Origin of the sequence: Citrobacter sp. CK181, from assembly GCF_030333595.1 — a bacterium.
Taxonomy (GTDB): domain Bacteria; phylum Pseudomonadota; class Gammaproteobacteria; order Enterobacterales; family Enterobacteriaceae; genus Citrobacter_B; species Citrobacter_B koseri.
The window spans coordinates 559201-583341 of sequence record NZ_JAOWFN010000015.1; the positions used below are offsets into that span (position 1 = coordinate 559201).

The 24141-nt window shown below is 53.5% G+C and carries 28 protein-coding genes and 1 tRNA gene; 11 read left to right on the forward strand and 18 right to left on the reverse strand.

Features of this window, described 5'->3' with window-relative positions:
• Nucleotides 1-19 precede the first annotated feature (19 nt).
• Nucleotides 20-1363: an argininosuccinate synthase gene (gene argG / locus OGW17_RS19910; RefSeq protein ID WP_012135306.1), complete on the forward strand. Its 1344-nt coding sequence runs from the start codon at nucleotides 20-22 to the stop codon at nucleotides 1361-1363.
• A 203-nt stretch (nucleotides 1364-1566) separates the two neighbouring features.
• Here argG and OGW17_RS19915 read toward each other — a convergent pair.
• From OGW17_RS19915 to rlmE, 6 genes are all read right to left on the reverse strand, one after another.
• Nucleotides 1567-1653 (reverse strand) — tRNA-Leu (locus OGW17_RS19915).
• Between the two features lie 9 nt (nucleotides 1654-1662).
• Nucleotides 1663-1995, reverse strand: a complete 333-nt coding sequence (gene secG, locus OGW17_RS19920) for a preprotein translocase subunit SecG (protein WP_012135307.1) — start codon at nucleotides 1993-1995, stop codon at nucleotides 1663-1665.
• A 227-nt stretch (nucleotides 1996-2222) separates the two neighbouring features.
• Nucleotides 2223-3560 (reverse strand): phosphoglucosamine mutase, encoded by a 1338-nt coding sequence (gene glmM / locus OGW17_RS19925; RefSeq protein WP_012135308.1) that lies wholly within the window; start codon nucleotides 3558-3560, stop codon nucleotides 2223-2225.
• The gene (gene folP, locus OGW17_RS19930) at nucleotides 3553-4401 is read right to left on the reverse strand and encodes a dihydropteroate synthase (RefSeq protein ID WP_058668151.1); all 849 of its coding nucleotides are present in this window, start codon (nucleotides 4399-4401) and stop codon (nucleotides 3553-3555) included. The genes glmM and folP overlap by 8 nt, the downstream gene beginning before the upstream one ends.
• A 90-nt stretch (nucleotides 4402-4491) precedes the next feature.
• Entirely contained in the window at nucleotides 4492-6426 is a 1935-nt protein-coding gene (ftsH, locus tag OGW17_RS19935; RefSeq protein ID WP_012135310.1) for an ATP-dependent zinc metalloprotease FtsH, read from the reverse strand.
• 99 nt (nucleotides 6427-6525) lie between these two features.
• Nucleotides 6526-7155: a 23S rRNA (uridine(2552)-2'-O)-methyltransferase RlmE gene (gene rlmE / locus OGW17_RS19940; RefSeq protein ID WP_000145975.1), complete on the reverse strand. Its 630-nt coding sequence runs from the start codon at nucleotides 7153-7155 to the stop codon at nucleotides 6526-6528.
• 126 nt (nucleotides 7156-7281) lie between these two features.
• Here rlmE and yhbY point away from each other — a divergent pair, with 126 nt between their 5' ends.
• On the forward strand, nucleotides 7282-7575 hold the full coding sequence (gene yhbY / locus OGW17_RS19945) for a ribosome assembly RNA-binding protein YhbY (RefSeq protein WP_004139797.1): 294 nt from the start codon (nucleotides 7282-7284) through the stop codon (nucleotides 7573-7575).
• A gap of 155 nt (nucleotides 7576-7730) precedes the next feature.
• Here the strand turns inward: yhbY and greA are convergent, their stop codons facing one another.
• Nucleotides 7731-8207: a transcription elongation factor GreA gene (greA, locus tag OGW17_RS19950; RefSeq protein ID WP_012135312.1), complete on the reverse strand. Its 477-nt coding sequence runs from the start codon at nucleotides 8205-8207 to the stop codon at nucleotides 7731-7733.
• A gap of 247 nt (nucleotides 8208-8454) precedes the next feature.
• On the opposite strand from greA, the gene dacB reads away from it, so the two are divergent.
• Nucleotides 8455-9888: a serine-type D-Ala-D-Ala carboxypeptidase gene (gene dacB, locus OGW17_RS19955; RefSeq protein ID WP_049010979.1), complete on the forward strand. Its 1434-nt coding sequence runs from the start codon at nucleotides 8455-8457 to the stop codon at nucleotides 9886-9888.
• Between the two features lie 148 nt (nucleotides 9889-10036).
• Here the strand turns inward: dacB and cgtA are convergent, their stop codons facing one another.
• The 4 genes from cgtA to rplU all read right to left on the reverse strand — a co-directional run bounded on the left by cgtA (nucleotide 10037) and on the right by rplU (nucleotide 12875).
• Nucleotides 10037-11209 (reverse strand): Obg family GTPase CgtA, encoded by a 1173-nt coding sequence (gene cgtA / locus OGW17_RS19960; protein ID WP_071257749.1) that lies wholly within the window; start codon nucleotides 11207-11209, stop codon nucleotides 10037-10039.
• Nucleotides 11210-11224: 15 nt separating this feature from the next.
• Nucleotides 11225-12190, reverse strand: a complete 966-nt coding sequence (locus tag OGW17_RS19965; RefSeq protein ID WP_012135318.1) for a DMT family transporter — start codon at nucleotides 12188-12190, stop codon at nucleotides 11225-11227.
• 96 nt (nucleotides 12191-12286) lie between these two features.
• Nucleotides 12287-12544 (reverse strand): 50S ribosomal protein L27, encoded by a 258-nt coding sequence (gene rpmA / locus OGW17_RS19970; RefSeq protein WP_012135319.1) that lies wholly within the window; start codon nucleotides 12542-12544, stop codon nucleotides 12287-12289.
• Between the two features lie 19 nt (nucleotides 12545-12563).
• Nucleotides 12564-12875, reverse strand: coding sequence for a 50S ribosomal protein L21 (rplU, locus tag OGW17_RS19975; RefSeq protein WP_000271396.1), 312 nt, complete (start codon nucleotides 12873-12875; stop codon nucleotides 12564-12566).
• A 258-nt stretch (nucleotides 12876-13133) separates the two neighbouring features.
• Between rplU and ispB the strand changes: the two genes are divergently transcribed.
• Together ispB and sfsB are read left to right on the forward strand one after the other, a co-directional pair.
• Nucleotides 13134-14105: an octaprenyl diphosphate synthase gene (ispB, locus tag OGW17_RS19980; protein ID WP_024130985.1), complete on the forward strand. Its 972-nt coding sequence runs from the start codon at nucleotides 13134-13136 to the stop codon at nucleotides 14103-14105.
• A gap of 235 nt (nucleotides 14106-14340) precedes the next feature.
• The gene (sfsB, locus tag OGW17_RS19985; protein ID WP_012135321.1) at nucleotides 14341-14613 is read left to right on the forward strand and encodes a DNA-binding transcriptional regulator SfsB; all 273 of its coding nucleotides are present in this window, start codon (nucleotides 14341-14343) and stop codon (nucleotides 14611-14613) included.
• Between the two features lie 70 nt (nucleotides 14614-14683).
• On the opposite strand, the gene murA is transcribed toward sfsB, so the two are convergent.
• The 7 genes from murA to mlaF all read right to left on the reverse strand — a co-directional run bounded on the left by murA (nucleotide 14684) and on the right by mlaF (nucleotide 19526).
• On the reverse strand, nucleotides 14684-15943 hold the full coding sequence (gene murA, locus OGW17_RS19990) for a UDP-N-acetylglucosamine 1-carboxyvinyltransferase (protein WP_012135322.1): 1260 nt from the start codon (nucleotides 15941-15943) through the stop codon (nucleotides 14684-14686).
• A 53-nt stretch (nucleotides 15944-15996) separates the two neighbouring features.
• Nucleotides 15997-16251 (reverse strand): BolA family iron metabolism protein IbaG, encoded by a 255-nt coding sequence (gene ibaG / locus OGW17_RS19995; RefSeq protein WP_024130986.1) that lies wholly within the window; start codon nucleotides 16249-16251, stop codon nucleotides 15997-15999.
• A 169-nt stretch (nucleotides 16252-16420) separates the two neighbouring features.
• Entirely contained in the window at nucleotides 16421-16714 is a 294-nt protein-coding gene (gene mlaB / locus OGW17_RS20000; protein ID WP_049010395.1) for a lipid asymmetry maintenance protein MlaB, read from the reverse strand.
• On the reverse strand, nucleotides 16714-17349 hold the full coding sequence (gene mlaC / locus OGW17_RS20005) for a phospholipid-binding protein MlaC (RefSeq protein ID WP_012135325.1): 636 nt from the start codon (nucleotides 17347-17349) through the stop codon (nucleotides 16714-16716). Before mlaC ends, mlaB begins: the two co-directional genes overlap by 1 nt.
• Before the next feature lie 18 nt (nucleotides 17350-17367).
• Nucleotides 17368-17919 (reverse strand): outer membrane lipid asymmetry maintenance protein MlaD, encoded by a 552-nt coding sequence (mlaD, locus tag OGW17_RS20010; RefSeq protein ID WP_012135326.1) that lies wholly within the window; start codon nucleotides 17917-17919, stop codon nucleotides 17368-17370.
• A gap of 4 nt (nucleotides 17920-17923) precedes the next feature.
• Nucleotides 17924-18706: a lipid asymmetry maintenance ABC transporter permease subunit MlaE gene (gene mlaE / locus OGW17_RS20015; protein WP_047460983.1), complete on the reverse strand. Its 783-nt coding sequence runs from the start codon at nucleotides 18704-18706 to the stop codon at nucleotides 17924-17926.
• Nucleotides 18707-18713: 7 nt separating this feature from the next.
• Nucleotides 18714-19526 (reverse strand): phospholipid ABC transporter ATP-binding protein MlaF, encoded by an 813-nt coding sequence (gene mlaF, locus OGW17_RS20020; protein WP_012135328.1) that lies wholly within the window; start codon nucleotides 19524-19526, stop codon nucleotides 18714-18716.
• 212 nt (nucleotides 19527-19738) lie between these two features.
• On the opposite strand from mlaF, the gene OGW17_RS20025 reads away from it, so the two are divergent.
• Genes OGW17_RS20025 through lptB form a run of 6 tightly spaced genes read left to right on the forward strand, consistent with a single transcriptional unit; the run spans nucleotide 19739 to nucleotide 24130 of the window.
• Entirely contained in the window at nucleotides 19739-20716 is a 978-nt protein-coding gene (locus tag OGW17_RS20025) for a calcium/sodium antiporter (RefSeq protein ID WP_071257746.1), read from the forward strand.
• A gap of 14 nt (nucleotides 20717-20730) precedes the next feature.
• Nucleotides 20731-21717 (forward strand): arabinose-5-phosphate isomerase KdsD, encoded by a 987-nt coding sequence (kdsD, locus tag OGW17_RS20030; RefSeq protein WP_012135330.1) that lies wholly within the window; start codon nucleotides 20731-20733, stop codon nucleotides 21715-21717.
• Between the two features lie 19 nt (nucleotides 21718-21736).
• The gene (gene kdsC, locus OGW17_RS20035) at nucleotides 21737-22303 is read left to right on the forward strand and encodes a 3-deoxy-manno-octulosonate-8-phosphatase KdsC (protein WP_071257742.1); all 567 of its coding nucleotides are present in this window, start codon (nucleotides 21737-21739) and stop codon (nucleotides 22301-22303) included.
• The gene (lptC, locus tag OGW17_RS20040; protein ID WP_012135332.1) at nucleotides 22300-22875 is read left to right on the forward strand and encodes an LPS export ABC transporter periplasmic protein LptC; all 576 of its coding nucleotides are present in this window, start codon (nucleotides 22300-22302) and stop codon (nucleotides 22873-22875) included. The genes kdsC and lptC overlap by 4 nt, the downstream gene beginning before the upstream one ends.
• Nucleotides 22844-23398 carry a lipopolysaccharide ABC transporter substrate-binding protein LptA gene (gene lptA / locus OGW17_RS20045; protein WP_071257739.1) on the forward strand — a complete coding sequence of 185 codons (555 nt, stop codon included), beginning with the start codon at nucleotides 22844-22846 and terminating at the stop codon, nucleotides 23396-23398. The genes lptC and lptA overlap by 32 nt, the downstream gene beginning before the upstream one ends.
• Before the next feature lie 6 nt (nucleotides 23399-23404).
• The gene (gene lptB, locus OGW17_RS20050) at nucleotides 23405-24130 is read left to right on the forward strand and encodes an LPS export ABC transporter ATP-binding protein (RefSeq protein ID WP_012135334.1); all 726 of its coding nucleotides are present in this window, start codon (nucleotides 23405-23407) and stop codon (nucleotides 24128-24130) included.
• The last annotated feature ends 11 nt before the right edge of the window (nucleotides 24131-24141 follow it).

The following is a 24141-nucleotide window of genomic DNA, read 5'->3' on the forward strand; positions in this document are numbered from 1 at the left end:
ATCAAGCAGGGTTTTATTTATGACGACGATTCTCAAGCATCTTCCGGTAGGTCAACGTATTGGTATCGCTTTTTCCGGCGGCCTGGACACCAGTGCTGCGCTGCTGTGGATGCGACAAAAAGGCGCTGTCCCTTATGCATATACTGCGAATCTGGGTCAGCCGGATGAGGATGACTATGACGCCATTCCTCGTCGCGCAATGGAATACGGCGCAGAGAACGCTCGCCTGATTGATTGCCGTAAACAGCTGGTTGCCGAAGGGATCGCCGCGATCCAGTGCGGCGCTTTCCATAACACCACCGGCGGACTGACCTATTTCAACACCACGCCGCTGGGCCGCGCCGTTACCGGCACGATGCTGGTCGCCGCGATGAAGGAAGATGGTGTTAACATCTGGGGCGACGGCAGTACCTATAAAGGAAACGACATCGAGCGTTTCTACCGTTACGGCCTGTTGACCAACGCGGAGCTACAGATTTACAAACCGTGGCTGGATACCGACTTTATTGATGAGCTGGGCGGTCGTCATGAGATGTCCGAGTTTATGATTGCCTGCGGTTTCGACTACAAGATGTCCGTCGAAAAGGCCTATTCCACTGACTCCAACATGCTCGGCGCGACCCATGAAGCCAAAGATCTGGAATTCCTGAACTCCAGCGTCAAGATCGTCAATCCAATCATGGGCGTCAAGTTCTGGGATGAAAACGTGAAAATCCCGGCGGAAGAAGTTACCGTGCGCTTTGAACAGGGGCATCCTGTCGCGTTGAACGGTAAGACCTTCAGCGATGATGTTGAACTGATGCTGGAAGCCAACCGTATCGGCGGCCGTCACGGTCTGGGTATGAGCGATCAGATTGAGAACCGTATCATCGAAGCGAAGAGCCGGGGTATCTATGAAGCGCCGGGGATGGCGCTGCTGCATATTGCCTACGAGCGTCTGCTGACCGGCATCCACAACGAAGACACGATCGAGCAGTATCATGCGCATGGCCGTCAGTTAGGCCGACTGCTGTATCAGGGCCGCTGGTTTGACTCCCAGGCGCTGATGCTGCGTGACGGTCTGCAACGTTGGGTGGCCAGCCAGATTACCGGTGAAGTCACGCTGGAGCTGCGTCGTGGTAACGACTATTCGATCCTGAATACCGTCTCTGACAATCTGACCTACAAACCAGAGCGTCTGACGATGGAAAAAGGAGACTCCGTGTTCTCGCCGGATGACCGTATCGGTCAGTTGACGATGCGCAACCTGGATATCACCGATACGCGTGAAAAACTGTTTGGTTATGCGCAGTCAGGCCTGCTTTCCGCCTCTTCCGCTACGGGTTTGCCGCAGGTTGAGAATCTGGAAAACAAAGGCAAGTAAGTTAACGGACAACGATTAAAGGCCGCGTAAGCGGCCTTTTTTGGGCGGTGTAGGCCTGATAAACAAAGTGCCATCAGGCACATTACGTAACATGTCGGATGGCGGCGTAAACGCCTTATCCAACCGACAAAAACAAAGTCTATAACCCCCGCGAGATACAGACGAAAAAAAAGACGCTTTTCAGCGTCTTTCTTTCGGAATATTGGTACCGAGGACGGGACTTGAACCCGTAAGCCCTATTGGGCACTACCACCTCAAGGTAGCGTGTCTACCAATTCCACCACCTCGGCACGGAAATCTTAGTGTGGGATATCGCTGCTCGGCTGTGCCGGTGCAACTGGCTGAGTCTGCTCGGTTTTTGCCGGAGCGCTCAGATTTTCCCACTCACTTCCTTTATTGGTCTTGTTGCTGTTGATATTGCCCAGCGCCAGACTGATGATGAAGAACAGCGTTGCCAGCACAGCCGTCATACGGGTCATGAAGTTACCAGAACCACTTGAACCAAACAGCGTAGCGGAAGCGCCTGCTCCAAAGGAGGCTCCCATATCAGCGCCTTTACCTTGCTGTAGCATGATCAAGCCTACCAGGCCAATTGCCACAATAAGGAAAACTACCAAAAGAGCTTCGTACATAATCAACCTGTTCCTTGCGGAGTTGCCGCATACCAATGCTTCAACCAATAAAGCGGGATAATTTACTGTTTCCCACTGAAGCGGGTGTGAATACTAACCAAAGCGAATGACCTTCGCAAGGGCAATTTTAGTGCATTGTATCAACTGCGGAAAAAAACAGCAAAAAGGTCTTTTTCCTGCAACAAAAAGGCAGCAAACGCCGCCTTTTTAGTCACTTATCACCAGGATTAAACCGCTTTTACGGCATCCGCAATACGATGAGCAAACTCAGTAACCTGTGCTTCATCCTCGCCTTCTACCATTACGCGAATTAACGGTTCAGTACCGGACTTACGCAGCAGCACGCGACCACGATTTCCCAGCGCCGCTTCGACTTCCGCCGTCACCGCCTTAACGTTGTCATTCTCCAGCGGATCGCCGCTACCGGCTGCATAACGTACGTTAACCAGAATCTGCGGGAACATTTTCATGCCGCTGCACAAATCGTGCAGACTCATGTGGTTACGCACCATCGCCGCCAGAACCTGTAGCCCCGCGACAATACCGTCACCGGTGGTGGTTTTATCCAGCAGAATAACGTGGCCGGAGTTTTCCGCCCCAATACGCCAGCCTTTTTCTTGCAGTTTTTCCAGCACGTAGCGGTCGCCAACTTTAGCACGCGCAAACGGAATGCCCAGCTGTTTCAACGCCAGCTCCAGGCCCATGTTGCTCATCAGCGTACCGACTGCGCCACCGCGCAGTTGACCCTGACGCAAACCTTCGCGGGCGATGATATACATGATCTGATCGCCATCGACTTTATTCCCTTCATGGTCAACCATGATCACGCGATCGCCGTCGCCGTCCAGCGCGATCCCTAAATCGGCTTTCTCCGCGATCACGCGCGCCTGTAGCGCACGCACGTCCGTAGCGCCGACTTCTTCATTAATATTGACGCCGTTCGGCTCACAGCCAATCGCAATGACATTCGCACCCAATTCACGCAGGACGTTCGGTGCAATGTGATAGGTCGCGCCGTTGGCGCAATCCACAACAATCTTCAGCTCATTCAGGCTCAGTTCGTTCGGGAACGTACCTTTGCAGAACTCAATGTAGCGCCCCGCAGCATCCACAATACGGCTGGCTTTACCCAGCTCTGAGGAATCCACGCAGGTGATCTCTTTTTCCATCTCTGCTTCAATAGCCTCTTCAACTTCATCAGGCAGTTTGGTGCCGTCAATGGAGAAGAATTTAATCCCGTTGTCATAAAACGGGTTATGCGAAGCGGAGATAACGATCCCGGCCTCTGCACGGAAGGTTCGGGTCAGGTAAGCCACCGCAGGCGTCGGCATCGGGCCGGTAAAAGAGGCAGACAATCCCGCCGCCGCCAGACCGGCTTCCAGCGCAGACTCCAGCATATAGCCAGAAATACGCGTGTCTTTACCGATAATGATTTTACGTGAACCATGACGCGCCAGCACTTTCCCTGCGGCCCAGCCCAGCTTAAGCACAAAGTCAGGAGTAATGGGCGCATCGCCTACACGACCACGGATCCCATCGGTGCCAAAATATTTACGATTACTCATAGCGTTTATTTTCCTTTGCAGACAGAGTGGCTTCTACCACACGCATCGCTTCTACGGTTTCTTTAACGTCATGGACACGAATGATATGCGCCCCCTGCATTGCGGCGATAACCGCACACGCCAGGCTCCCACTCAAACGATCGGAGGGCCCGACGTTGAGCAACTGACCAATCATCGATTTACGTGACATTCCCACCAGCAGCGGCAGGTTAAAATGATGGAACTCCGCCAGACGTGCCAGTAACGTATAGTTATGGGAGAGATTTTTACCGAAACCGAATCCCGGGTCGAGCAACAATTTCTCTTTTGCGATGCCAGCCCTTTCACAGCGTGCTATTTGGTCAATAAAGTAGCGATTGACCTCCGCAAAAACGTCTTCGTACTTTGGCGCTTCCTGCATTGTTTTAGGCTGCCCTTGCATATGCATCAGGCAGACCGGTAAACCAGTCTCAGCCGCCGCCTCAAGCGCGCCCGGTTCAGAGAGAGAGCGAATGTCGTTGATGATGTGAGCGCCCACTCTTGCCGATTCCCGAATTACCTCCGGTTTTGAGGTATCCACTGAAATCCATACCTCAAAACGCTGGGCGATGGACTCAACTACCGGGATCACGCGTTCCAGTTCTTCTTCAACGCTGACATCCGCCGCACCCGGTCGCGTTGATTCGCCGCCGACATCAATAATCGTCGCTCCGGCGTTAATCATCAGATTAGCGTGCTTCACCGCCTCCACCAGCGTATTGTGCGTCCCGCCATCGGAGAAAGAATCCGGCGTGACGTTCAGGATGCCCATTACGTGTGGGTGAGAGAGATCCAGCGTGGAGCCCTGGGCGAAGAGTTTCATAGCTAATCCTTCTGATATTATTTCAAATATAAAAAACCCCGGAGCAAGCCCCAGGGTTTCGGTGAAGCAGAGTCATCAATAACAGATAACTTATTTGTCGCCTAACTGCTCTGACATGGTGTTGCCTGGGTTCGGCGTACGCGGTTCATCAACCGGGCGCGGCGCACGAGGCGTGCCATTGTTGTCAGAGTTGTTGGTGCCGTTCGGATCTTCCCAGCCAGCCGGCGGGCGAACTTCGCGGCGCGCCATCAGGTCATCAATCTGCGGCGCATCGATGGTCTCATACTTCATGAGCGCATCTTTCATTGCATGCAGGATGTCCATATTGTCATTCAGGATCTGACGAGCACGATTGTAGTTACGTTCAATCAGCGCTTTCACTTCCTGGTCGATGATACGCGCGGTTTCATCAGACATGTGTTTGGCTTTCGCGACGCTACGTCCCAGGAACACTTCACCCTCTTCCTCTGCATACAGCAGCGGACCGAGCTTATCGGAGAAGCCCCACTGGGTGACCATGTTACGCGCCAGGTTAGTCGCGACTTTAATGTCGTTCGACGCACCAGTAGAAACATGCTCTACGCCATAGATGATCTCTTCCGCCAGACGACCGCCGTACAGCGTGGAGATCTGGCTTTCCAGTTTCTGACGGCTGGCGCTAATCGCGTCGCCTTCAGGCAGGAAGAAGGTCACACCCAGCGCACGACCGCGCGGAATAATCGTCACTTTATGCACCGGATCGTGCTCAGGAACAAGGCGACCAATAATCGCATGGCCTGCTTCGTGGTAAGCGGTAGATTCTTTCTGCGCTTCCGTCATCACCATGGAGCGGCGTTCCGCACCCATCATGATTTTGTCTTTCGCTTTCTCGAACTCAACCATGGATACCACACGCTTGTTGCCACGGGCAGCAAACAGCGCCGCTTCGTTCACAAGGTTCGCCAGATCGGCGCCAGAGAAGCCCGGCGTGCCGCGTGCGATGATTGCCGCATCGATATCCGGCGCCAGCGGTACGCGACGCATATGCACTTTCAGGATCTGCTCACGACCACGCACGTCTGGCAGACCTACCACGACCTGACGGTCGAAACGGCCAGGACGCAGCAGCGCAGGGTCAAGTACGTCTGGACGGTTAGTCGCCGCGATAACGATGATACCTTCGTTACCTTCGAAGCCGTCCATTTCAACCAGCATCTGGTTCAATGTCTGTTCACGTTCATCATGACCGCCGCCCAGACCCGCGCCACGCTGGCGGCCTACGGCGTCGATTTCATCGATGAAGATAATGCACGGCGCCGCTTTCTTAGCCTGCTCGAACATGTCACGCACACGAGATGCGCCAACACCGACGAACATTTCGACAAAGTCAGAACCGGAAATCGTAAAGAACGGGACTTTCGCTTCGCCTGCGATAGCTTTCGCCAGCAGGGTTTTACCCGTACCCGGAGGGCCGACCATCAGGACGCCTTTCGGGATTTTACCGCCCAGTTTCTGGAAGCGGCTTGGTTCACGCAGATACTCGACCAGCTCAGCCACTTCTTCTTTCGCTTCGTCACAACCTGCGACATCGGCAAAAGTGGTTTTGATCTGATCTTCCGTCAGCATGCGCGCTTTACTCTTACCGAACGACATGGCGCCTTTGCCACCGCCGCCCTGCATCTGACGCATGAAGAAGATCCAGACGCCGATCAGCAACAGCATCGGGAACCAGGAAATAAAGATTGAAGCCAGCAGGCTCGGCTCTTCAGGTGGTTCGCCAACAACCTTGACGTTTTTGGTCAGCAGGTTATCAAGCAGCTTCGGATCGTTAACCGGAATGTAGGTCGTGTAACGGTTACTATCTTTCTTGGTAACGTTGATCTCACGTCCGTTGATACGCGCTTCACGAACCTGGTCCTGGTTGACCTCTTGCAGGAAGGTAGAGTAATCCACCTTACGGCCATTAGACTCGCTGGGCCCAAAGCTCTGGAATACTGACATCAGCACAACGGCAATGACCAGCCAGAGTATTAGGTTTTTCGCCATGTCACTCAAGGGATTAACCTCTTATTACAACTGTGTTAAAAACAGCGTCAGGATACTCTATATCCAGCTTCTTTCAAACTTTCGTCTGAAATCCCCCGGTTATGGTTTTCGCCCGGTCGCTACAATATACACTTCGCGTGAACGCGCACGCGAAGAGTCCGGCTTACGAACTTTAACCTTCGTAAACAGGGAGCGAATTTCCCTTAGGTACTCATCGAAACCTTCGCCCTGGAACACCTTCACTACAAAACTTCCACCTGGCGCCAGCACATCACGACACATTTCTAACGCCAGTTCCACCAGATACATGGCGCGGGGGATATCCACCGCCGGTGTTCCGCTCATGTTTGGTGCCATATCTGACATGACAACTTGTACTTTACTGTCACCCACGCGTTCCAGCAGCGCTTTCATAACAAGTTCATCACGAAAATCGCCCTGAAGAAAGTCCACACCAACGATAGGATCCATAGGTAAAAGATCGCAAGCGATGATACGGCCTTTGCCGCCAATCTGCGTGACCACATACTGTGACCAGCCTCCTGGCGCAGCACCGAGGTCGACAACTGTCATCCCCGGCTTAAAAAGTTTGTCACTTTGCTGTATTTCATCAAGTTTAAACCAGGCACGGGAACGTAACCCCTTTTTCTGCGCCTGTTGAACATATTTATCGCTAAAGTGTTCCTGAAGCCAGCGACTCGAGCTGGCAGAACGCTTTTTACCTGTCATTTAACTTTCCCATCGGGGCAATTCATCGTTACCCGTAGCGTAAATTTTTACGCGCTCATTTGGTGATATATGGGAGATGGCGGTAGAATGACCCGTTTTCAATCCCAACGTAAGCAAAAATATACGATGAATCTGAGTACTAAACAAAAACAGCACCTGAAAGGTCTGGCACATCCGCTCAAGCCGGTAGTTATGCTTGGCAACAATGGTTTGACCGAAGGGGTACTGGCCGAGATTGAACAAGCGTTAGAGCACCATGAACTTATCAAGGTGAAGATCGCCTCGGAAGATCGCGAAACCAAAACCTTGATCGTGGAAGCTATCGTACGCGAAACCGGCGCCTGTAACGTACAGGTCATCGGTAAAACGCTGGTACTTTATCGCCCAACTAAAGAACGTAAAATCTCGCTGCCACGCTAAGAATATCCTAAAGTCGAACACAAAATCTGTGTAAAACGAGGGGTTTTCCGCAAGCAGGAGAGCAAAATGCCACGCTCTCTTCGTTGATAAAAGGCCGCATAGCGGCCTTTTTCCTTTCTTTACAATACATCAACATCTTGAGTATTGGGTAATTCTTACAGGTATTCCACCTTAATCACTTCGTATTCCACTTCGCCGCCAGGCGTTTTGATGGTCACGACGTCATCCTGCTCTTTGCCAACCAGGCCGCGCGCGATAGGTGAATTCACGGAAATCAGGTTCTGTTTAAAATCCGCTTCGTCATCGCCGACAATACGCCAGGTCTGCTCTTCATCGTTATCGAGATTCAGAACAGTTACCGTTGCGCCGAAAACAACACGTCCGTTGTTCGGCATCTTCGTCACATCGATCACCTGCGCATTCGACAGCTTCGCCTCGATATCCTTGATACGTCCTTCGCAGAAACCCTGCTGTTCACGCGCAGCGTGATACTCGGCATTCTCTTTCAGGTCGCCATGCTCACGCGCTTCCGCGATAGCGGCGATGATTTCAGGACGGCGCACAGATTTCAGAAAATCCAGCTCTTCGCGCAGTTTTTCGGCACCACGTAAAGTCATCGGAATAGCTTGCATTTGTTATACCTCTTGAACATTCCTGTAGGGGGTGATTGACCCCGCCTCGGCTGCTAAGCCTGCTCCGGTATGCGTTCTACCAAAGCCAGAAGCAAAAAAATACCGACCCGGGTACAAAGCCCCAGGTCAGCTACAATTCTCAATTTGATACGTATTTTACCCTGGAGTTCCCTATGGGTCATCGTTTACTTTCCAGGGCATTGCGCCGTAGTATGACGGCTTGTTTCCAGGTTGTTAGCGCGAGATTATGCGATTTTCCAGATTTATCATCGGATTGACCACCAGTATAGCGTTCAGCGTCCAGGCCGCGAATGTTGATGAATACATCAATCAGCTCCCTGATGGGGCCAACCTTGCTTTCATGGCTCAGAAGGTCGGCGCGTCCACGCCCGCGATTGATTACCATAGCCAGCAGATGGCGCTGCCCGCCAGTACGCAAAAAGTGATCACGGCCCTCGCGGCATTGATTCAGCTCGGCCCCGATTTTCGTTTTACCACCACGCTGGAGACAAAAGGCAACGTGGACAATGGCGTCTTAAAAGGGGACTTAGTGGCGCGATTTGGTGCCGATCCGACGCTAAAACGCCAGGATATTCGCAATATGGTCGCAACGCTGAAAAAATCTGGCGTGACGCAAATTGCGGGAAATGTGCTCATCGACACCTCCATTTTCGCCAGCCATGATAAAGCGCCAGGCTGGCCCTGGAATGACATGACGCAATGTTTTAGCGCACCACCCGCAGCCGCCATTGTCGATCGCAACTGCTTTTCCATCTCCCTCTACAGCGCGCAAAAACCGAATGACTTAGCGTATATTCGCGTGGCGTCCTATTACCCGGTGACCATGTTCAGTCAGGTTCGCACCCTCCCACGCGGCTCTGCGGAAGCGCAATACTGTGAGCTGGATGTCGTTCCGGGGGATTTAAACCGCTTCACGCTGACAGGTTGCCTGCCGCAGCGCGCCGAACCGTTACCGTTGGCCTTCGCCATTCAGGACGGCGCCAGCTATGCCGGAGCAATCCTGAAAGACGAGTTAAAACAGGCAGGTATCACCTACAGCGGTACGCTGTTACGCCAGACGCAGGTCAACGAACCCGGAACGGTAGTTGCCAGCAAGCAGTCTGCGCCGCTGCATGATTTGCTTAAGATTATGCTGAAAAAATCGGACAACATGATTGCCGATACCGTCTTTCGCATGATCGGCCACGCACGCTTCAACGTTCCCGGCACATGGCGGGCGGGATCTGATGCCGTACGCCAGATCCTGCGTCAACAGGCTGGCGTTGATATTGGCAATACCATCATCGCTGACGGTTCGGGCCTTTCTCGCCACAACCTGATTGCCCCGGCCACCATGATGCAGGTGCTGCAATACATCGCCCAACACGACAACGAGCTGAACTTTATCTCCATGCTGCCGCTGGCGGGATATGACGGCTCTCTGCAATACCGTGCGGGTCTGCATCAGGCTGGGGTCGATGGTAAAGTTTCGGCGAAAACAGGCTCGCTGCAAGGGGTCTATAATCTGGCGGGATTTATTACAACGGCAAGTGGGCAACGGATGGCGTTTGTTCAGTATCTTTCCGGGTATGCCGTTACGCCAGCTGACCAGCGCAATCGTCGAATTCCGTTAGTACGTTTTGAAAGCCGGTTGTACAAAGATCTTTATCAGAACAACTAGGTGAGGATAGTGCCGGATGGCGCTGACGCTTATCCGGCCTACACACTAGATGGGTCATTTAATTGCCGGATGGCGGCGCTTTGCGCCTTATCCGGCCTACTATCCGTAGGCCCGGTAAGCGTAAGCGCCACCGGGCATTTGAACCAGATTAACGTTTGTAGATGAACTCGACGCCTTCTTCGTCGTCTTCGTCCCAGTCGTCATCCCAGTCATCTTCTGCTTCATCTTCGACTTCAGCGAGCTGCTGACGGTGATAATCGTCCCACATGAACTCCACTTTCTCCGGCTGCTTCGCTTCATCAGCCTGAACGATGGGGTTCTCGATGATAAAGGTCATCACATCCCAGCAGAGATCTTTCACGCCAGTCTGGCTGGCAGCGGAAATCATGTAGTACTTATCTTCCCAGCCCAGCGCCTGCGCGATAGCTCTCGCTTTTTCTTCCGCTTCGGCCTGGTCCAGCAAATCAATTTTGTTGAACACTAACCAGCGCGGCTTAGCAGCCAGATCCTGACTGTATTTTTCCAGTTCGCCGATAATGATACGGGCGTTTTCCACCGGATCGGAACCGTCGATAGGATCGATATCAATAAGGTGCAGCAGTACGCGGCAACGTTCCAGGTGCTTCAGGAAGCGAATCCCCAGACCCGCGCCTTCCGCCGCGCCTTCAATCAGCCCCGGAATATCGGCAACCACAAAGCTCTTTTCGTTGTCCATACGCACAACGCCAAGGCTCGGCACCAGAGTGGTAAACGGATAGTCCGCCACTTTCGGTTTTGCCGCAGATACCGCGCGGATAAAGGTTGATTTACCGGCGTTTGGCATACCCAGCATACCCACATCCGCCAGCAGCATCAGCTCCAGCATCAAATCGCGCTTATCGCCCGGCGTGCCCATCGTTTTCTGACGCGGAGTGCGGTTAACAGAGGACTTAAAGCGGGTATTGCCCAGGCCGTGCCAGCCGCCTTTGGCAACCATCAGACGCTGACCGTGTTTGGTCATATCGCCCATGGTTTCGCCGGTGCCCTGATCGATAACACGCGTACCGACAGGCACTTTGATCGTGACATCTTTCCCACGTTTACCGGTGCAGTCACGGCTTGCGCCATTCTGACCACGTTCAGCACGGAACGATTTTTCAAAGCGATAATCGATCAGCGTGTTCAGGTTTTCGTCGGCTTCCAGCCAGACGTCGCCACCATCGCCGCCATCACCGCCATCCGGGCCGCCTTTCGGGATGTATTTTTCGCGGCGGAAGCTCACGCAACCATTGCCGCCATCGCCAGCAACGACCAGAATCGATGCTTCATCAACAAACTTCATTTTACTCTCCGTAAATCATTCGCCTGAGCGGGGTTGCGAAACCACCGTTTCATGCTTGCGTAAACCGCCCCAAATACGATGACCAATGGCGGAATACATCGCGCCCGCAACCACGACAAACGCACCGAGATAACCTAAAAGGTTTAACATCGGTCTGGCGAAGAAATCGGGCCAGGCCATAGATAATAGATCTGAAAATAACAGCGTAAACAGCGGAGTGAGTGTGATTAACGCACTTACCTGCGCTGCCTGCCAACGCGCCATCGCTTCCGCCAGGGCGCCATATCCTACCAGCGTATTCAGCCCACAGAAAATCAAACACGCGAGCTGCCAGTCGCTTAACTGCGAGATAACCCCCGGCTTCGCCAGCGGCAATAACGCAATCGTACATAAAGTGTACAGTAAAAACAGGATCTGCTGTGAGGCCAGACGACGCAATAACACCTTTTGCGCGACGCCATAACTCACCCAGACCGTCGCCGCACCGACCCCAAAGATCACACCCCAGGTGTAATCGGTCAGTTTGGTAAAAATCTCGACCAGACTGGTATTAAAGAACATCACCAGCCCACAAAGCAGCATGAGCGCGCCAATCACCTGCGTGCCGCGCATCTTTTCTTTCAAAATAAAGACGCTGGCGACCATCATGCCAACCGGTGACAGCTGACCGATAACCTGCGATGCCGTCGGACTCAAATATTGCAGGGAAGAGCTGAACAGGATGAAATTCCCGAAAAGTCCACCTGTTGCAATCGCCAGCAACACCAGCCAGCGCGGTTTGCGAAAAATACGCAATGGCGGGAGCTTTCTTTTAACTGCCAGGATCGCGCCGAGGCCGATACTCGCCATTAAAAAGCGATAGAAGACAATGGTTGGAGGTTCCATCACCTCCAGCACCTGCTTCATTGCAATTGGCAAAGCGCCCCAACACATTGCAGTGGTGAGTGCTAAAAGGATGCCAATGCCAGCCTGCTGCTTCATGCCCGTTTTCCCTACAAGAAAATTTTCCGGGTTTTCAATGTAAAAAGCCCCGCAACACGTTGCGGGGCTTTAATCCGTTACCGGACCACGAAGAACTTACTCAGCAACGATGCTGATGTATTTACGGTTGTTCGGGCCTTTAACTTCGAATTTCACTTTACCGTCTGCTTTAGCAAACAGAGTGTGGTCACGACCGCAACCTACGTTAGTGCCAGCGTGGAATTTGGTGCCACGTTGACGAACGATGATGCTACCCGCCAGAACGGTTTCGCCACCGAAACGCTTAACGCCCAGGCGTTTAGCTTCTGAATCGCGACCGTTACGAGTTGAGCCGCCAGCCTTTTTATGTGCCATTTAAATCTCTCCTCAGGTCTTAGGCGCTGATGCCAGTAATTTTCACATCAGTGAACCACTGACGGTGGCCTTGCTGCTTACGATAGTGTTTACGACGACGAAACTTAACGATTTTAACTTTCTCGCCACGACCGTGAGCAACAACTTCAGCTTTGATTACGCCGCCATCAACGAAAGGAACGCCGATTTTGACTTCTTCACCGTTTGCGATCATCAGAACTTCAGCGAACTCAATAGTTTCGCCAGTTGCGATGTCCAGCTTTTCCAGGCGAACGGTCTGACCTTCGCTTACTCGGTGTTGTTTACCACCACTTTGGAAAACCGCGTACATAAAAAACTCCGCTTCCGCGCACGCCTTTTCAATGATTCAGAGTGCGCTATAAATATTCACAATAGGGCGCGAATATTACGCAAAACGCGAGCCTTTGACAAGTGCTACCGTCAATACATGAAGAAAAAAAACACAACGTGTACGGTAACGTTTATCTGCGCCGTTTTTTCAGTACAATCAGCATATATTCCTAACCCTAAACCCTTAGTTATCTCATCCCATGATGAGTTAATCGGGGCGATAAGCCCGGCTTTTGCGATGAATTTAGAAAAAATCAATGAGTTAACCGCGCAAGATATGGCGGGTGTCAATGCGACAATCCTTGAACAGCTCAATTCCGACGTCCAACTGATCAATCAGTTAGGGTATTACATCGTTAGCGGCGGCGGAAAACGTATCCGCCCGATGATTGCCGTACTCGCTGCGCGCGCCGTTGGTTATCAGGAAAATGCGCACGTCACGATCGCTGCCTTAATCGAGTTTATCCACACCGCCACCCTGCTACACGACGATGTTGTGGATGAATCCGATATGCGTCGTGGGAAGGCAACGGCGAATGCGGCATTTGGCAACGCCGCCAGCGTCCTGGTCGGTGATTTTATCTACACCCGCGCGTTCCAGATGATGACCAGCCTTGGCTCGCTGAAAGTGCTGGAGGTAATGTCAGAAGCGGTGAACGTCATCGCCGAAGGCGAAGTGCTGCAACTGATGAACGTCAACGACCCGGACATCACCGAAGAAAATTACATGCGCGTGATTTACAGCAAAACGGCGCGCCTGTTTGAAGCTGCGGCGCAGTGTTCCGGTCTTCTTGCTGGCTGTACTCCTGAGCAAGAAAAAGGGTTGCAGGATTATGGTCGTTATCTCGGTACGGCCTTTCAGCTGATTGACGATTTACTCGATTACAGCGCTGATGGCGAGCAGTTAGGTAAAAATGTCGGCGATGACCTCAACGAAGGAAAACCAACGCTGCCGCTGCTGCACGCTATGCGTAACGGTACGCCAGAACAGGCGCAAATGATCCGTACCGCCATTGAACAAGGCAATGGTCGCCACCTTCTGGAACCCGTTCTGGAAGCCATGACCGCCTGCGGTTCACTGGAATGGACGCGTCAGCGTGCAGAAGACGAGGCCGATAAAGCCATCGCCGCCCTACAGATTCTGCCTGATACGCCGTGGCGCGAAGCCCTGATCGGTCTGGCGCACATCGCCGTACAACGCGATCGTTAACCCTCCCTTCTCATCCCGTGCTCTGCGCGGGATGAATCTTTAAGTTCCAGTAAATTCCAGTTACTCATTTCTTTCCCAGCCCTTTTCCCATCGCACGTATGCTGTCACATTTTATGAATATGCATACTCTTTACAGGAACATATTAGAGCAATACTATCACCTGGCGTATAGTATTTCTCACAGGCTGATTATCCAGGCCGCAAGCGACTGACTGACCGAAGGAGTGAGGGAATAATGGAAAATAAACTCATTGACTGGCATCCCGCAGACATCATTGCCGGATTACGTAAAAAAGGGACATCTATGGCGGCGGAATCACGCAAGAATGGATTAAGTTCCTCGACGCTGGCAAACGCCCTGACCCGACCGTGGCCGAAAGGAGAGCTCATCATTGCGAAGGCGCTGGGTACAGAACCTTGGGTGATCTGGCCATCGCGCTATCATGACCCAGAAACCCATGAGTTCATTGACAGAACGCGTCTGATGCGGGCTCGAAAAGGGAAATAGAGAAGTAAGGAACGGATAACGCTCTGAACGGTAGCCCCCGAACAGGGGCTACCAGTGCATGTAGAAAAGATTACTCGCCTTTCACACGCTCAATATTCGCGCCCAGCGCGCGCAGTTTGTCTTCAATGCGCTCATAGCCACGATCGATGTGATAAATACGATCAACCAGCGTCGTGCCTTCTGCAATGCATCCCGCCAGCACCAGGCTCGCAGACGCACGCAAGTCGGTCGCCATCACCTGCGCCCCGGAGAGTTTTTCAACGCCGTGGCAAATCACGGTGTTGCTCTCGATTTCCGCGTGCGCGCCCATACGGATCAGTTCAGGCACATGCATAAAGCGGTTTTCGAAAATGGTTTCCGTGATGAAACCCGTCCCTTCCGCGACAAGGTTCAGCAGCGTGAACTGCGCCTGCATATCGGTCGGGAAAGCCGGGTGCGGCGCGGTGCGCACATTCACAGCTTTCGGACGCTGGCCATGCATGTCCAGGCTGATCCAGTCTTCACCGGTTTCAATATCCGCTCCGGCGTCACGCAGTTTAGCCAGTACGGCATCCAGCGTATCCGGCTGCGCGTTACGGCAGACGATTTTACCGCCGGAAATCGCCGCCGCGACCAGGAAGGTGCCGGTTTCAATGCGATCGGGCAGAACACGGTATACGCCGCCGCCCAGACGCTCAACGCCCTCAATGGTAATACGATCGGTGCCCTGACCGCTTATCTTCGCTCCCAACGTCACCAGGAAGTTCGCGGTATCGACGATCTCCGGCTCACGCGCGGCGTTTTCAATCACGGTGGTCCCTTCGGCCAGCGTTGCCGCAGACATAATGGTCACCGTCGCACCGACGCTGACTTTGTCCATCACGATATGCGCGCCTTTCAGGCGACCATTAACAGACGCCTTCACATAGCCTTCTTCCAGCTTGATCTCAGCGCCCAGTTGTTCCAGGCCGGTGATGTGCAGATCGACCGGACGCGCGCCGATGGCGCAACCGCCTGGCAGAGAAACCTGCCCCTGACCAAAACGCGCAACCAGCGGCCCCAGCGCCCAAATCGACGCGCGCATGGTTTTTACCAGTTCATAAGGCGCGCAGAAGATGTTGACCTGGCTGGCGTCAATCCAGACAGAACCGTTACGTTCCACTTTCGTTCCAAGCTGGCTGAGCAGTTTCATCGTCGTATCGATGTCTTTCAGCTTTGGAACGTTCTGGATCTCTACCGGCTCTTCTGCCAGCAGCGCCGCGAAAAGGATCGGCAATGCGGCATTTTTAGCGCCTGAAATTGTGACTTCGCCCTGGAGCGTTGTCGGCCCCTGTACACGAAATTTATCCATTATTCTGTTCTCTGTTAAGAATTCATATCTGCTACCGGCGTGTCGCCCGTCGCTCAAAAACCGTTAAGTTTGCGATCGCGTTCCCATTCCGCTGGGGTATACGCTTTGATCGATACGGCATGGATACGGTTATCCGCAATAAACTCCATCAACGGGCCGTAAACAGACTGCTGCTTCTTGACCCGGCTCATGCCGTCAAACATCTCACCCACGGCGATAACCTGAAAGTGACTGCCATCGCCAGAGACGTGGACTTCCTGGAGGGAGAGTGCGCTCATCAGCACGCTCTGAATTTCATGATTTTCCATGGGCTCTTCATTCGTCAAATAGGGAAAACAGCCCAACATCTTAGAGCAAAGTGGCGCTGTCATAAATAAGCAAAAAGCCCAGCTGATAAATCAGGCAAGGCTTTGGTGGCAAATCCCACTTAGGGGTTTTGCCGGATGGCGGCACAAGGCCTTATCCGGCCTACAAAAATTAACGTGGAAGCACGTCAGCAGGCAAATTATAGAGCTTCGCCAGCGTGTAAACCTTCTCGTTTACCCCTTGCAGCGAAACGCTGTTGCCCTGTCGCTTCGCCTGATCGACAAGATGCACCAGTAACGCCAGACCACCGGTATCCACCCGGGAGACCTGGCTCAGATCGATGCAGGTTACGCCTTTCATCGCATCAACGCGCGCATCCCACAGAGGGTTCAGCACGTCCTGGTCCAGCTCTCCCGCTAATGCCAGCGTGTCACCTTCGCGCGTCCAGCTAAGTGACTGCGTCATTATTTTTTCTCTTCCAGCGAAATTTTCTGACGAGAAATTGACTGCAACTGCGCGGTCAGGCCGTCGATGCCTTTGGTACGCAGCAGATCGCTCCACTCATTCTGTTTTGTGGTGATCATACTGACGCCTTCCGCGATCATGTCATAAGCCTGCCAGTTACCGGTCTGGGTGTTTTTGCGCCACTGGAAATCCAGTCGAACCGGAGGACGGCCATTCGGATCGATGATCGTCACGCGGATCGGCACGATGGTCGCATTGCCCAGCGGTTGTTCCGGCGCAATCTGGTAAGTCTGGCCGTGGTACATTGCCAGCGCCTGACCATAAGCCTGTTTCAGGTATTCACGGAACGCCGCGAAATAGGCATCACGCTGCGCCGGCGTCGCCTCCCGGTAGTAACGACCCAGTACCAGCGCGCCCGCGTATTTCACCTGCACATACGGCAGCAGTTCCTGGTCAACGACGTCGCGCAGGTAATCCGGGTTGGCACGGATTTTCGGCTGTTCGTTTTTCAGACGATCGAAGGTTTTCTGCGCCGCCTCATTCATCAATTTATACGGGTTAGTCTGGTCCGCCGCGGTTGCCGCGCTCAACGGTGCAATGACCAGCAGCGCTACCATCATTAATCGCTTAAACATACATCGATTCTCCTGTGATTAATTTGTTGCGCCCGCAGGCGGTGTCGCTTCATTATTGCCTTCAGTTGGCGCTGGCGCATCGCCAGAATTCTTATTGTCGTCCCCTTTACTGTTGTAAAGGAACTGACCAATCATGTCTTCAAGCACCATCGCGGACTTGGTGTCCTGAATAGTGTCGCCATCTTTGAGGATAGACGTTCCCAGTTCAGGATCTTCAAACCCGACGTTTAACGCCAGATATTGCTCCCCCAGCAGGCCAGAGGTGCGGATACTCAGCGAACTGGTATCAGGAATGTGGTTATAGCGCTCTTCAATATCCAGCGTGACGCGCGGCAGGTAGGTTTTCGGATCCAGCGAGATATCCGCAACCCGGCCGACAACCACCCCGCCGATGCGCACCGGAGAGCGCGCTTTCAGGCCGCCAATATTGTCGAAGGTCGCATAAATCGTGTAGGTCGGCTCCGTGCGCATTGAGGTGACATTGGCCGCTTTCAGGCAAACAAACAGCGCCGCCAGCAACGCAACCAGCAAGAAGATCCCTACCCAAATTTCACTTTTTTTCGTTTGCATGAACTCAATTCCCAAACATCAGTGCGGTCAACACAAAATCCAGACCCAGAACGGCCAAAGACGAGTGCACAACGGTGCGCGTGGTTGCGCGGCTAATCCCGGCAGAGGTCGGAATCGCGTCATACCCATTGAACAGCGCAATCCACGTTACCGTGATGGCGAACACCACGCTCTTAATCAAACAGTTCACGAGATCCAGACGCCAGTCGACGGCATCCTGCATCGCCGACCAGAAGAAACCGGCATCGATCCCCTTCCAGCTAACGCCAACCAGCGATCCTCCCCAGATGCCAACAGCCACGAAGATAATCGTCAGCAGCGGCAGCGAAATCACCCCCGCCCACAGGCGCGGAGAGATCACCCGGCGCAGCGGATCGACGGCCATCATTTCCATACTGGAGAGCTGCTCAGTCGCTCGCATAAGACCAATTTCTGCGGTCAGCGCAGACCCAGCGCGCCCGGCAAACAGCAACGCCGCGACAACCGGCCCCAGTTCACGCAACAATGAAAGCGCCACCAGCATACCCAGGCTGGTTTCCGCGCTGTAAGTCGTCAGAACCAGATAGCCCTGCAACCCGAGCACCATGCCGATAAAAACGCCAGAGACGATAATAATGAGCATCGACAGGACGCCCACATTATAGAGCTGACGCACCAGCAACGGCGCATGCTTGCGAAATTCCGGCTTACCAATCACCGCATTGAATAACATTAACCCGGCACGCCCGAACGTTCTGAGGGTTTTGATCCCCCGGTGTCCAAGCGATGCCAGCGCATTTAACAGCATGAGTGGCTTAACTCCCTGTTTCGAGTAAATCGGAGTGATAATCGCCCGCCGGATAGCGGAACGGAACCGGCCCGTCGGCAATACCGTCCAGGAACTGGCGGACGCGCGGGTCGGCATTTTCTTGCAGTTCCTTCGCGCTACCGTGCGCCACGATTTTTTTGTCCGCCATAATCCAGGCGTGATCGGCGATGCTCAGCACCTCCGGCACATCGTGGGACACGACAACGCAGGTTACGCCCAGCGTGCTGTTCAGTTCTGAAATCAGCTTCACCAGTACGCCCATCGTAATCGGGTCCTGACCCACAAACGGCTCATCGAACATAATAAGGTCGGGTTCCAGCGCAATAGCACGGGCTAATGCCGCACGCCGCGCCATCCCCCCGGACAGTTCAGAGGGCATGAGCTTTGCCGCGCCGCGCAGACCAACGGCTTCCAGTTTCATCATCACCGTGCTTTTCAACAGCGGCGCGGGTAAATTCGTGTGCTCCCGCAGTGGGTAGGCTACGTTATCAAACACGTTCATGTCGGTGAACAGCGCCCCCGACTGAAACAGCATGCTCATCCGTTTTCGTACCGTGTACAACCGCGAGCGAGACATAGCAGGTACGTTTTCGCCATCAAACAGTATTTCCCCGCTATCCGGCGGGATCTGTCCGCCAATCAGTCGTAACAGCGTGGTTTTACCGATCCCCGATGGCCCCATGATCGCCGTGATCTTCCCGCGTGGCACGGTCAGGGAAATATTATCGAAAATGCAGCGGTCGCCACGCGAAAAGCTGACGTCGCGCATATCGACTAAATTCGCCACAGACTGACCCATTGATTCATCCTTTGTATCGCCTTGTTGATCTAAGCATGGCGCTGAATTTAGCCATGAACCCAACATATTTACAGAATATTACCTGCCCTGGTTAGCTAAAGCTGGCATTTGTTTTACTTTTTAGCCGCATAAAGTCAAAATTAAGACTTCGTTACGGCTTCCAGAAGATCCCTCCAGTGGACCGGCGAGTATACCTGAAGAAAGGACTTTAGATGCTTTTAGCTACGGCGCTGTTAATTATTGGTTTACTTCTGGTGGTCTACAGCGCCGATCGTCTGGTGTTTGCCGCATCGATTTTGTGTAGGGCAGTGGGGATTCCTCCGCTCATTATCGGGATGATGGTCGTCAGTATCGGAACATCTTTACCGGAGATAATTGTCTCGGTTGCCGCGTCGCTTCACGGGCAACTGGACTTAGCCGTGGGCACCGCGCTCGGCTCCAACATCATCAATATCTTGCTGATTCTGGGCCTGGCGGCGCTGTTTCACCCTTTTACCGTGCATTCTGATGTTTTGCGCCGCGAATTGCCGCTAATGTTATTTGTCAGTGTGCTGGCGGGTTCCGTCCTGCACGATGGCGAGCTGAGCCGTAGCGACGGAATCTTTCTTCTGCTGCTGGCCGTGCTATGGCTGCTGTTCATTGTTAAGATCGCGCGCCTGGCGGAGCGACAGGGAAATGACAGCCTCACCCGGGAGCAGGTGGCGGAGCTGCCGCGCGAAGGCGGCTTACCCGTCGCGTTTTTGTGGCTGGGTATCGCGCTGATTATTATGCCGATGGCGACGCGGATGGTGGTTGATAACGCCACCGTACTGGCGAACTACTTCGCCATGAGCGAACTGACTATCGGCCTGACGGTGATTGCGATTGGCACCAGCCTGCCGGAGCTGGCGACGGCGATCGCGGGCATCCGCAAAGGTGAAAATGATATCGCCATTGGCAACATTATCGGCGCCAATATTTCTAATATCGCCATCGTTCTGGGGCTGCCTGCATTGATTACGCCAGGCGACGTCAACCCGCTGGCGTTTGGGCGTGACTATAGCGTGATGCTGTTAGTGAGCATTGTTTTGGCATTGCTGTGCTGGCGGCGTCCGCGCCAGATTGGTCGGGGCGCAGGCGTGCTGCTGACCGGCGGTTTTATCGTATGGCTGGCGATGCTGTACTGGCTGTCGCCGCTTCTTATTGGATAACGGGAAAACGGACTATGTCGCACTTAGCGTTACAACCGGGTTTTGACTTTCAGAAAGCAGGCAAAGACGTCCTGGAGATTGAACGTGAAGGCCTGGCGGAGCTTGATCAATACATCGACCAGAACTTCACGCTCGCCTGTGAAAAAATCTTCTCGTGCACAGGCAAAGTCGTTGTCATGGGGATGGGAAAATCAGGTCATATCGGGCGGAAAATGGCCGCCACCTTTGCCAGCACCGGCACTTCCGCCTTTTTTGTTCACCCGGGCGAGGCCGCGCATGGCGATCTCGGCATGGTCACCTCGCAGGATGTGGTGATCGCGATTTCCAACTCTGGCGAATCCAATGAGATTGCCGCATTAATCCCGGTTCTCAAACGCTTGCAGGTGCCGCTGATTTGTATCACCGGGCGACCAGAAAGCAGCATGGCGCGTGCGGCGGATGTGCATCTGTGTGTTAAAGTGCCGAAAGAAGCCTGCCCGTTGGGTCTGGCGCCGACCAGCAGCACCACGGCTACGCTGGTCATGGGCGATGCGCTCGCGGTCGCGTTATTAAAAGCCCGCGGCTTTACCGCCGAAGATTTTGCGTTGTCGCATCCGGGCGGCGCACTTGGCCGTAAACTTCTGCTGCGCGTTAACGATATCATGCACACCGGCGATGAAATCCCGCATGTGAATAAAAACGCCAGCCTGCGTGATGCCCTGCTGGAAATTACGCGTAAAAATCTCGGCATGACCGTCATTTGTGATGACACAATGAAGATTGACGGCATCTTTACCGATGGCGACTTGCGTCGTGTTTTCGATATGGGTGTGGATGTTCGCCAGTTAGGGATTGCCGACGTCATGACGCCAGGGGGAATTCGCGTTCGCCCCGGTATTCTCGCCGTTAACGCCCTGAACTTAATGCAGTCCCGTCATATCACCTCCGTTTTGGTTGCTGATGGCGACCAGTTACTGGGTGTGTTACATATGCATGATTTACTGCGTGCAGGCGTAGTGTAGAAACTCAAGGATAAAATAAATGAGTAAAGCAGGTGCGTCGCTTGCGACCTGTTATGGCCCCGTCAGTACACAGGTTATCGCCCAGGCGGAAAACATCCGTCTGCTCATCCTCGATGTGGATGGCGTGCTGTCTGATGGTCTGATTTATATGGGCAACAACGGTGAAGAGCTGAAGGCCTTTAACGTCCGTGATGGCTACGGCATTCGCTGTGCGCTCACTTCCGGGATTGAGGTCGCTATTATTACCGGACGAAAGGCTAAACTTGTAGAAGATCGCTGTGCCACCCTGGGGATCACGCATCTCTATCAGGGGCAGTCGGACAAACTTATCGCGTTTGGCGACCTGCTCGATAAGCTGGGCGTTGCGCCTGAAAATGTGGCTTACGTCGGTGACGATCTGATCGACTGGCCGGTGATGGAAAAAGTGGGTCTGAGCGTTGCGGTCGCTGATGCGCATCCGCTCCTGATCCCCCGCGCCGACTATGTGACGCATATCGCCGGTGGACGCGGCGCGGTGCGGGAAGTGTGCGATCTACTCTTGCTGGCGCAGGGTCAGCTTGATGAGGCCAAAGGGCAATCGATATGAGTAAAACCAGACGTTGGGTTATCATTCTACTGTCGTTGGCCGTACTGGTGTTGATCGGAATTAATCTGGCGGATAAAGACGATCCTGCTCAGGTTGTGGTGAACACCAGCGATCCGACTTATAAGAGCGAGCATACCGATACGGTCGTCTATAGCCCGGAAGGCGCGTTGAACTATCGTCTTATTGCGCAGCACGTTGAATATTATTCAGAACAGGCGCTTTCGTGGTTTACCCAACCGGTATTAACCACCTTTGATAAAGATAAAGTCCCGACATGGTCGATTAAAGCGGATAAGGCGAAATTGACCGAAGACCGGATGCTCTATCTGTATGGTCACGTTGAAGTCAATGCGCTGGCGCCTGACGCTCAACTACGCAGAATCACGACGGATAACGCGACGATCAACCTGGTGACGCAGGATGTCACCTCTGAAGATCTGGTCACGTTATACGGAACAACATTTAACTCCAGCGGACTGAAAATGCGCGGCAACTTACGCAGCAAGAACGCCGAGCTGATTGAAAAGGTTAGAACCTCCTATGAAATTCAAAACAAACAAACTCAGCCTTAATCTTGTGCTTGCCAGCACACTTCTGGCCGCCAGTCTTCCGGCGTTCGCGGTCACCGGCGATACCGAACAACCGATTCATATTGAATCGGACCAGCAGTCACTGGATATGCAGGGTAACGTGGTGACGTTTACCGGAAATGTCGTCGTGACTCAGGGCACCATCAAAATCAATGCCGACAAAGTGGTCGTCACCCGTCCGGGCGGCGAGCAAGGCAAAGAGGTGATCGACGGCTTCGGCAACCCGGCGACGTTTTATCAGATGCAGGACAACGGCAAGCCGGTAAAAGGCCATGCCCAAAAAATGCATTATGAGCTGTCGAAAGATTTCGTCGTCCTGACCGGTAACGCCTACCTGGAGCAGCTCGACAGCAACATCACCGGCGATAAGATCACTTACCTGGTGAAAGAGCAGAAAATGCAGGCGTTCAGCGAAAAAGGCAAACGTGTAACGACGGTTCTGGTGCCGTCGCAGTTGCAGGACAAAAACAAAGACCAGACCCCGGCACAGAAGAAGGGTAACTAATTCGTTATGGCAACATTAACTGCAAAGAATCTTGCGAAAGCCTATAAAGGCCGTCGCGTGGTGGAAGATGTCAGCCTGACCGTGAATTCCGGGGAGATCGTCGGTCTGCTCGGGCCGAACGGCGCAGGCAAAACCACCACCTTCTACATGGTGGTGGGCATTGTGCCACGCGACGCTGGCAACATTATTATTGACGATGAAGACATCAGCCTGCTGCCGCTGCATGCCCGCGCGCGTCGCGGTATTGGCTATTTACCGCAGGAAGCCTCCATTTTCCGCCGTCTGAGCGTGTTTGATAACCTGATGGCGGTGCTGCAAATTCGTGACGATCTCACGACCGAACAGCGTGAAGACCGCGCCAATGAACTGATGGAAGAGTTCCACATCGAGCATCTGCGCGACAGCCTCGGACAAGCGTTGTCCGGCGGTGAGCGCCGCCGTGTGGAGATTGCCCGCGCGCTGGCCGCAAATCCGAAATTTATCCTGCTGGATGAACCGTTTGCAGGCGTTGACCCGATTTCCGTCATCGACATCAAACGCATTATCGAGCACCTGCGCGACAGCGGCCTCGGCGTTCTGATTACCGACCACAACGTTCGTGAGACGCTGGCGGTGTGTGAACGCGCGTATATTGTCAGCCAGGGGCATCTGATCGCACACGGCACACCGACAGAAATCCTGCAAGACGAGCACGTTAAGCGCGTATACCTTGGGGAAGACTTCAGACTCTGATAGGGTAGAAG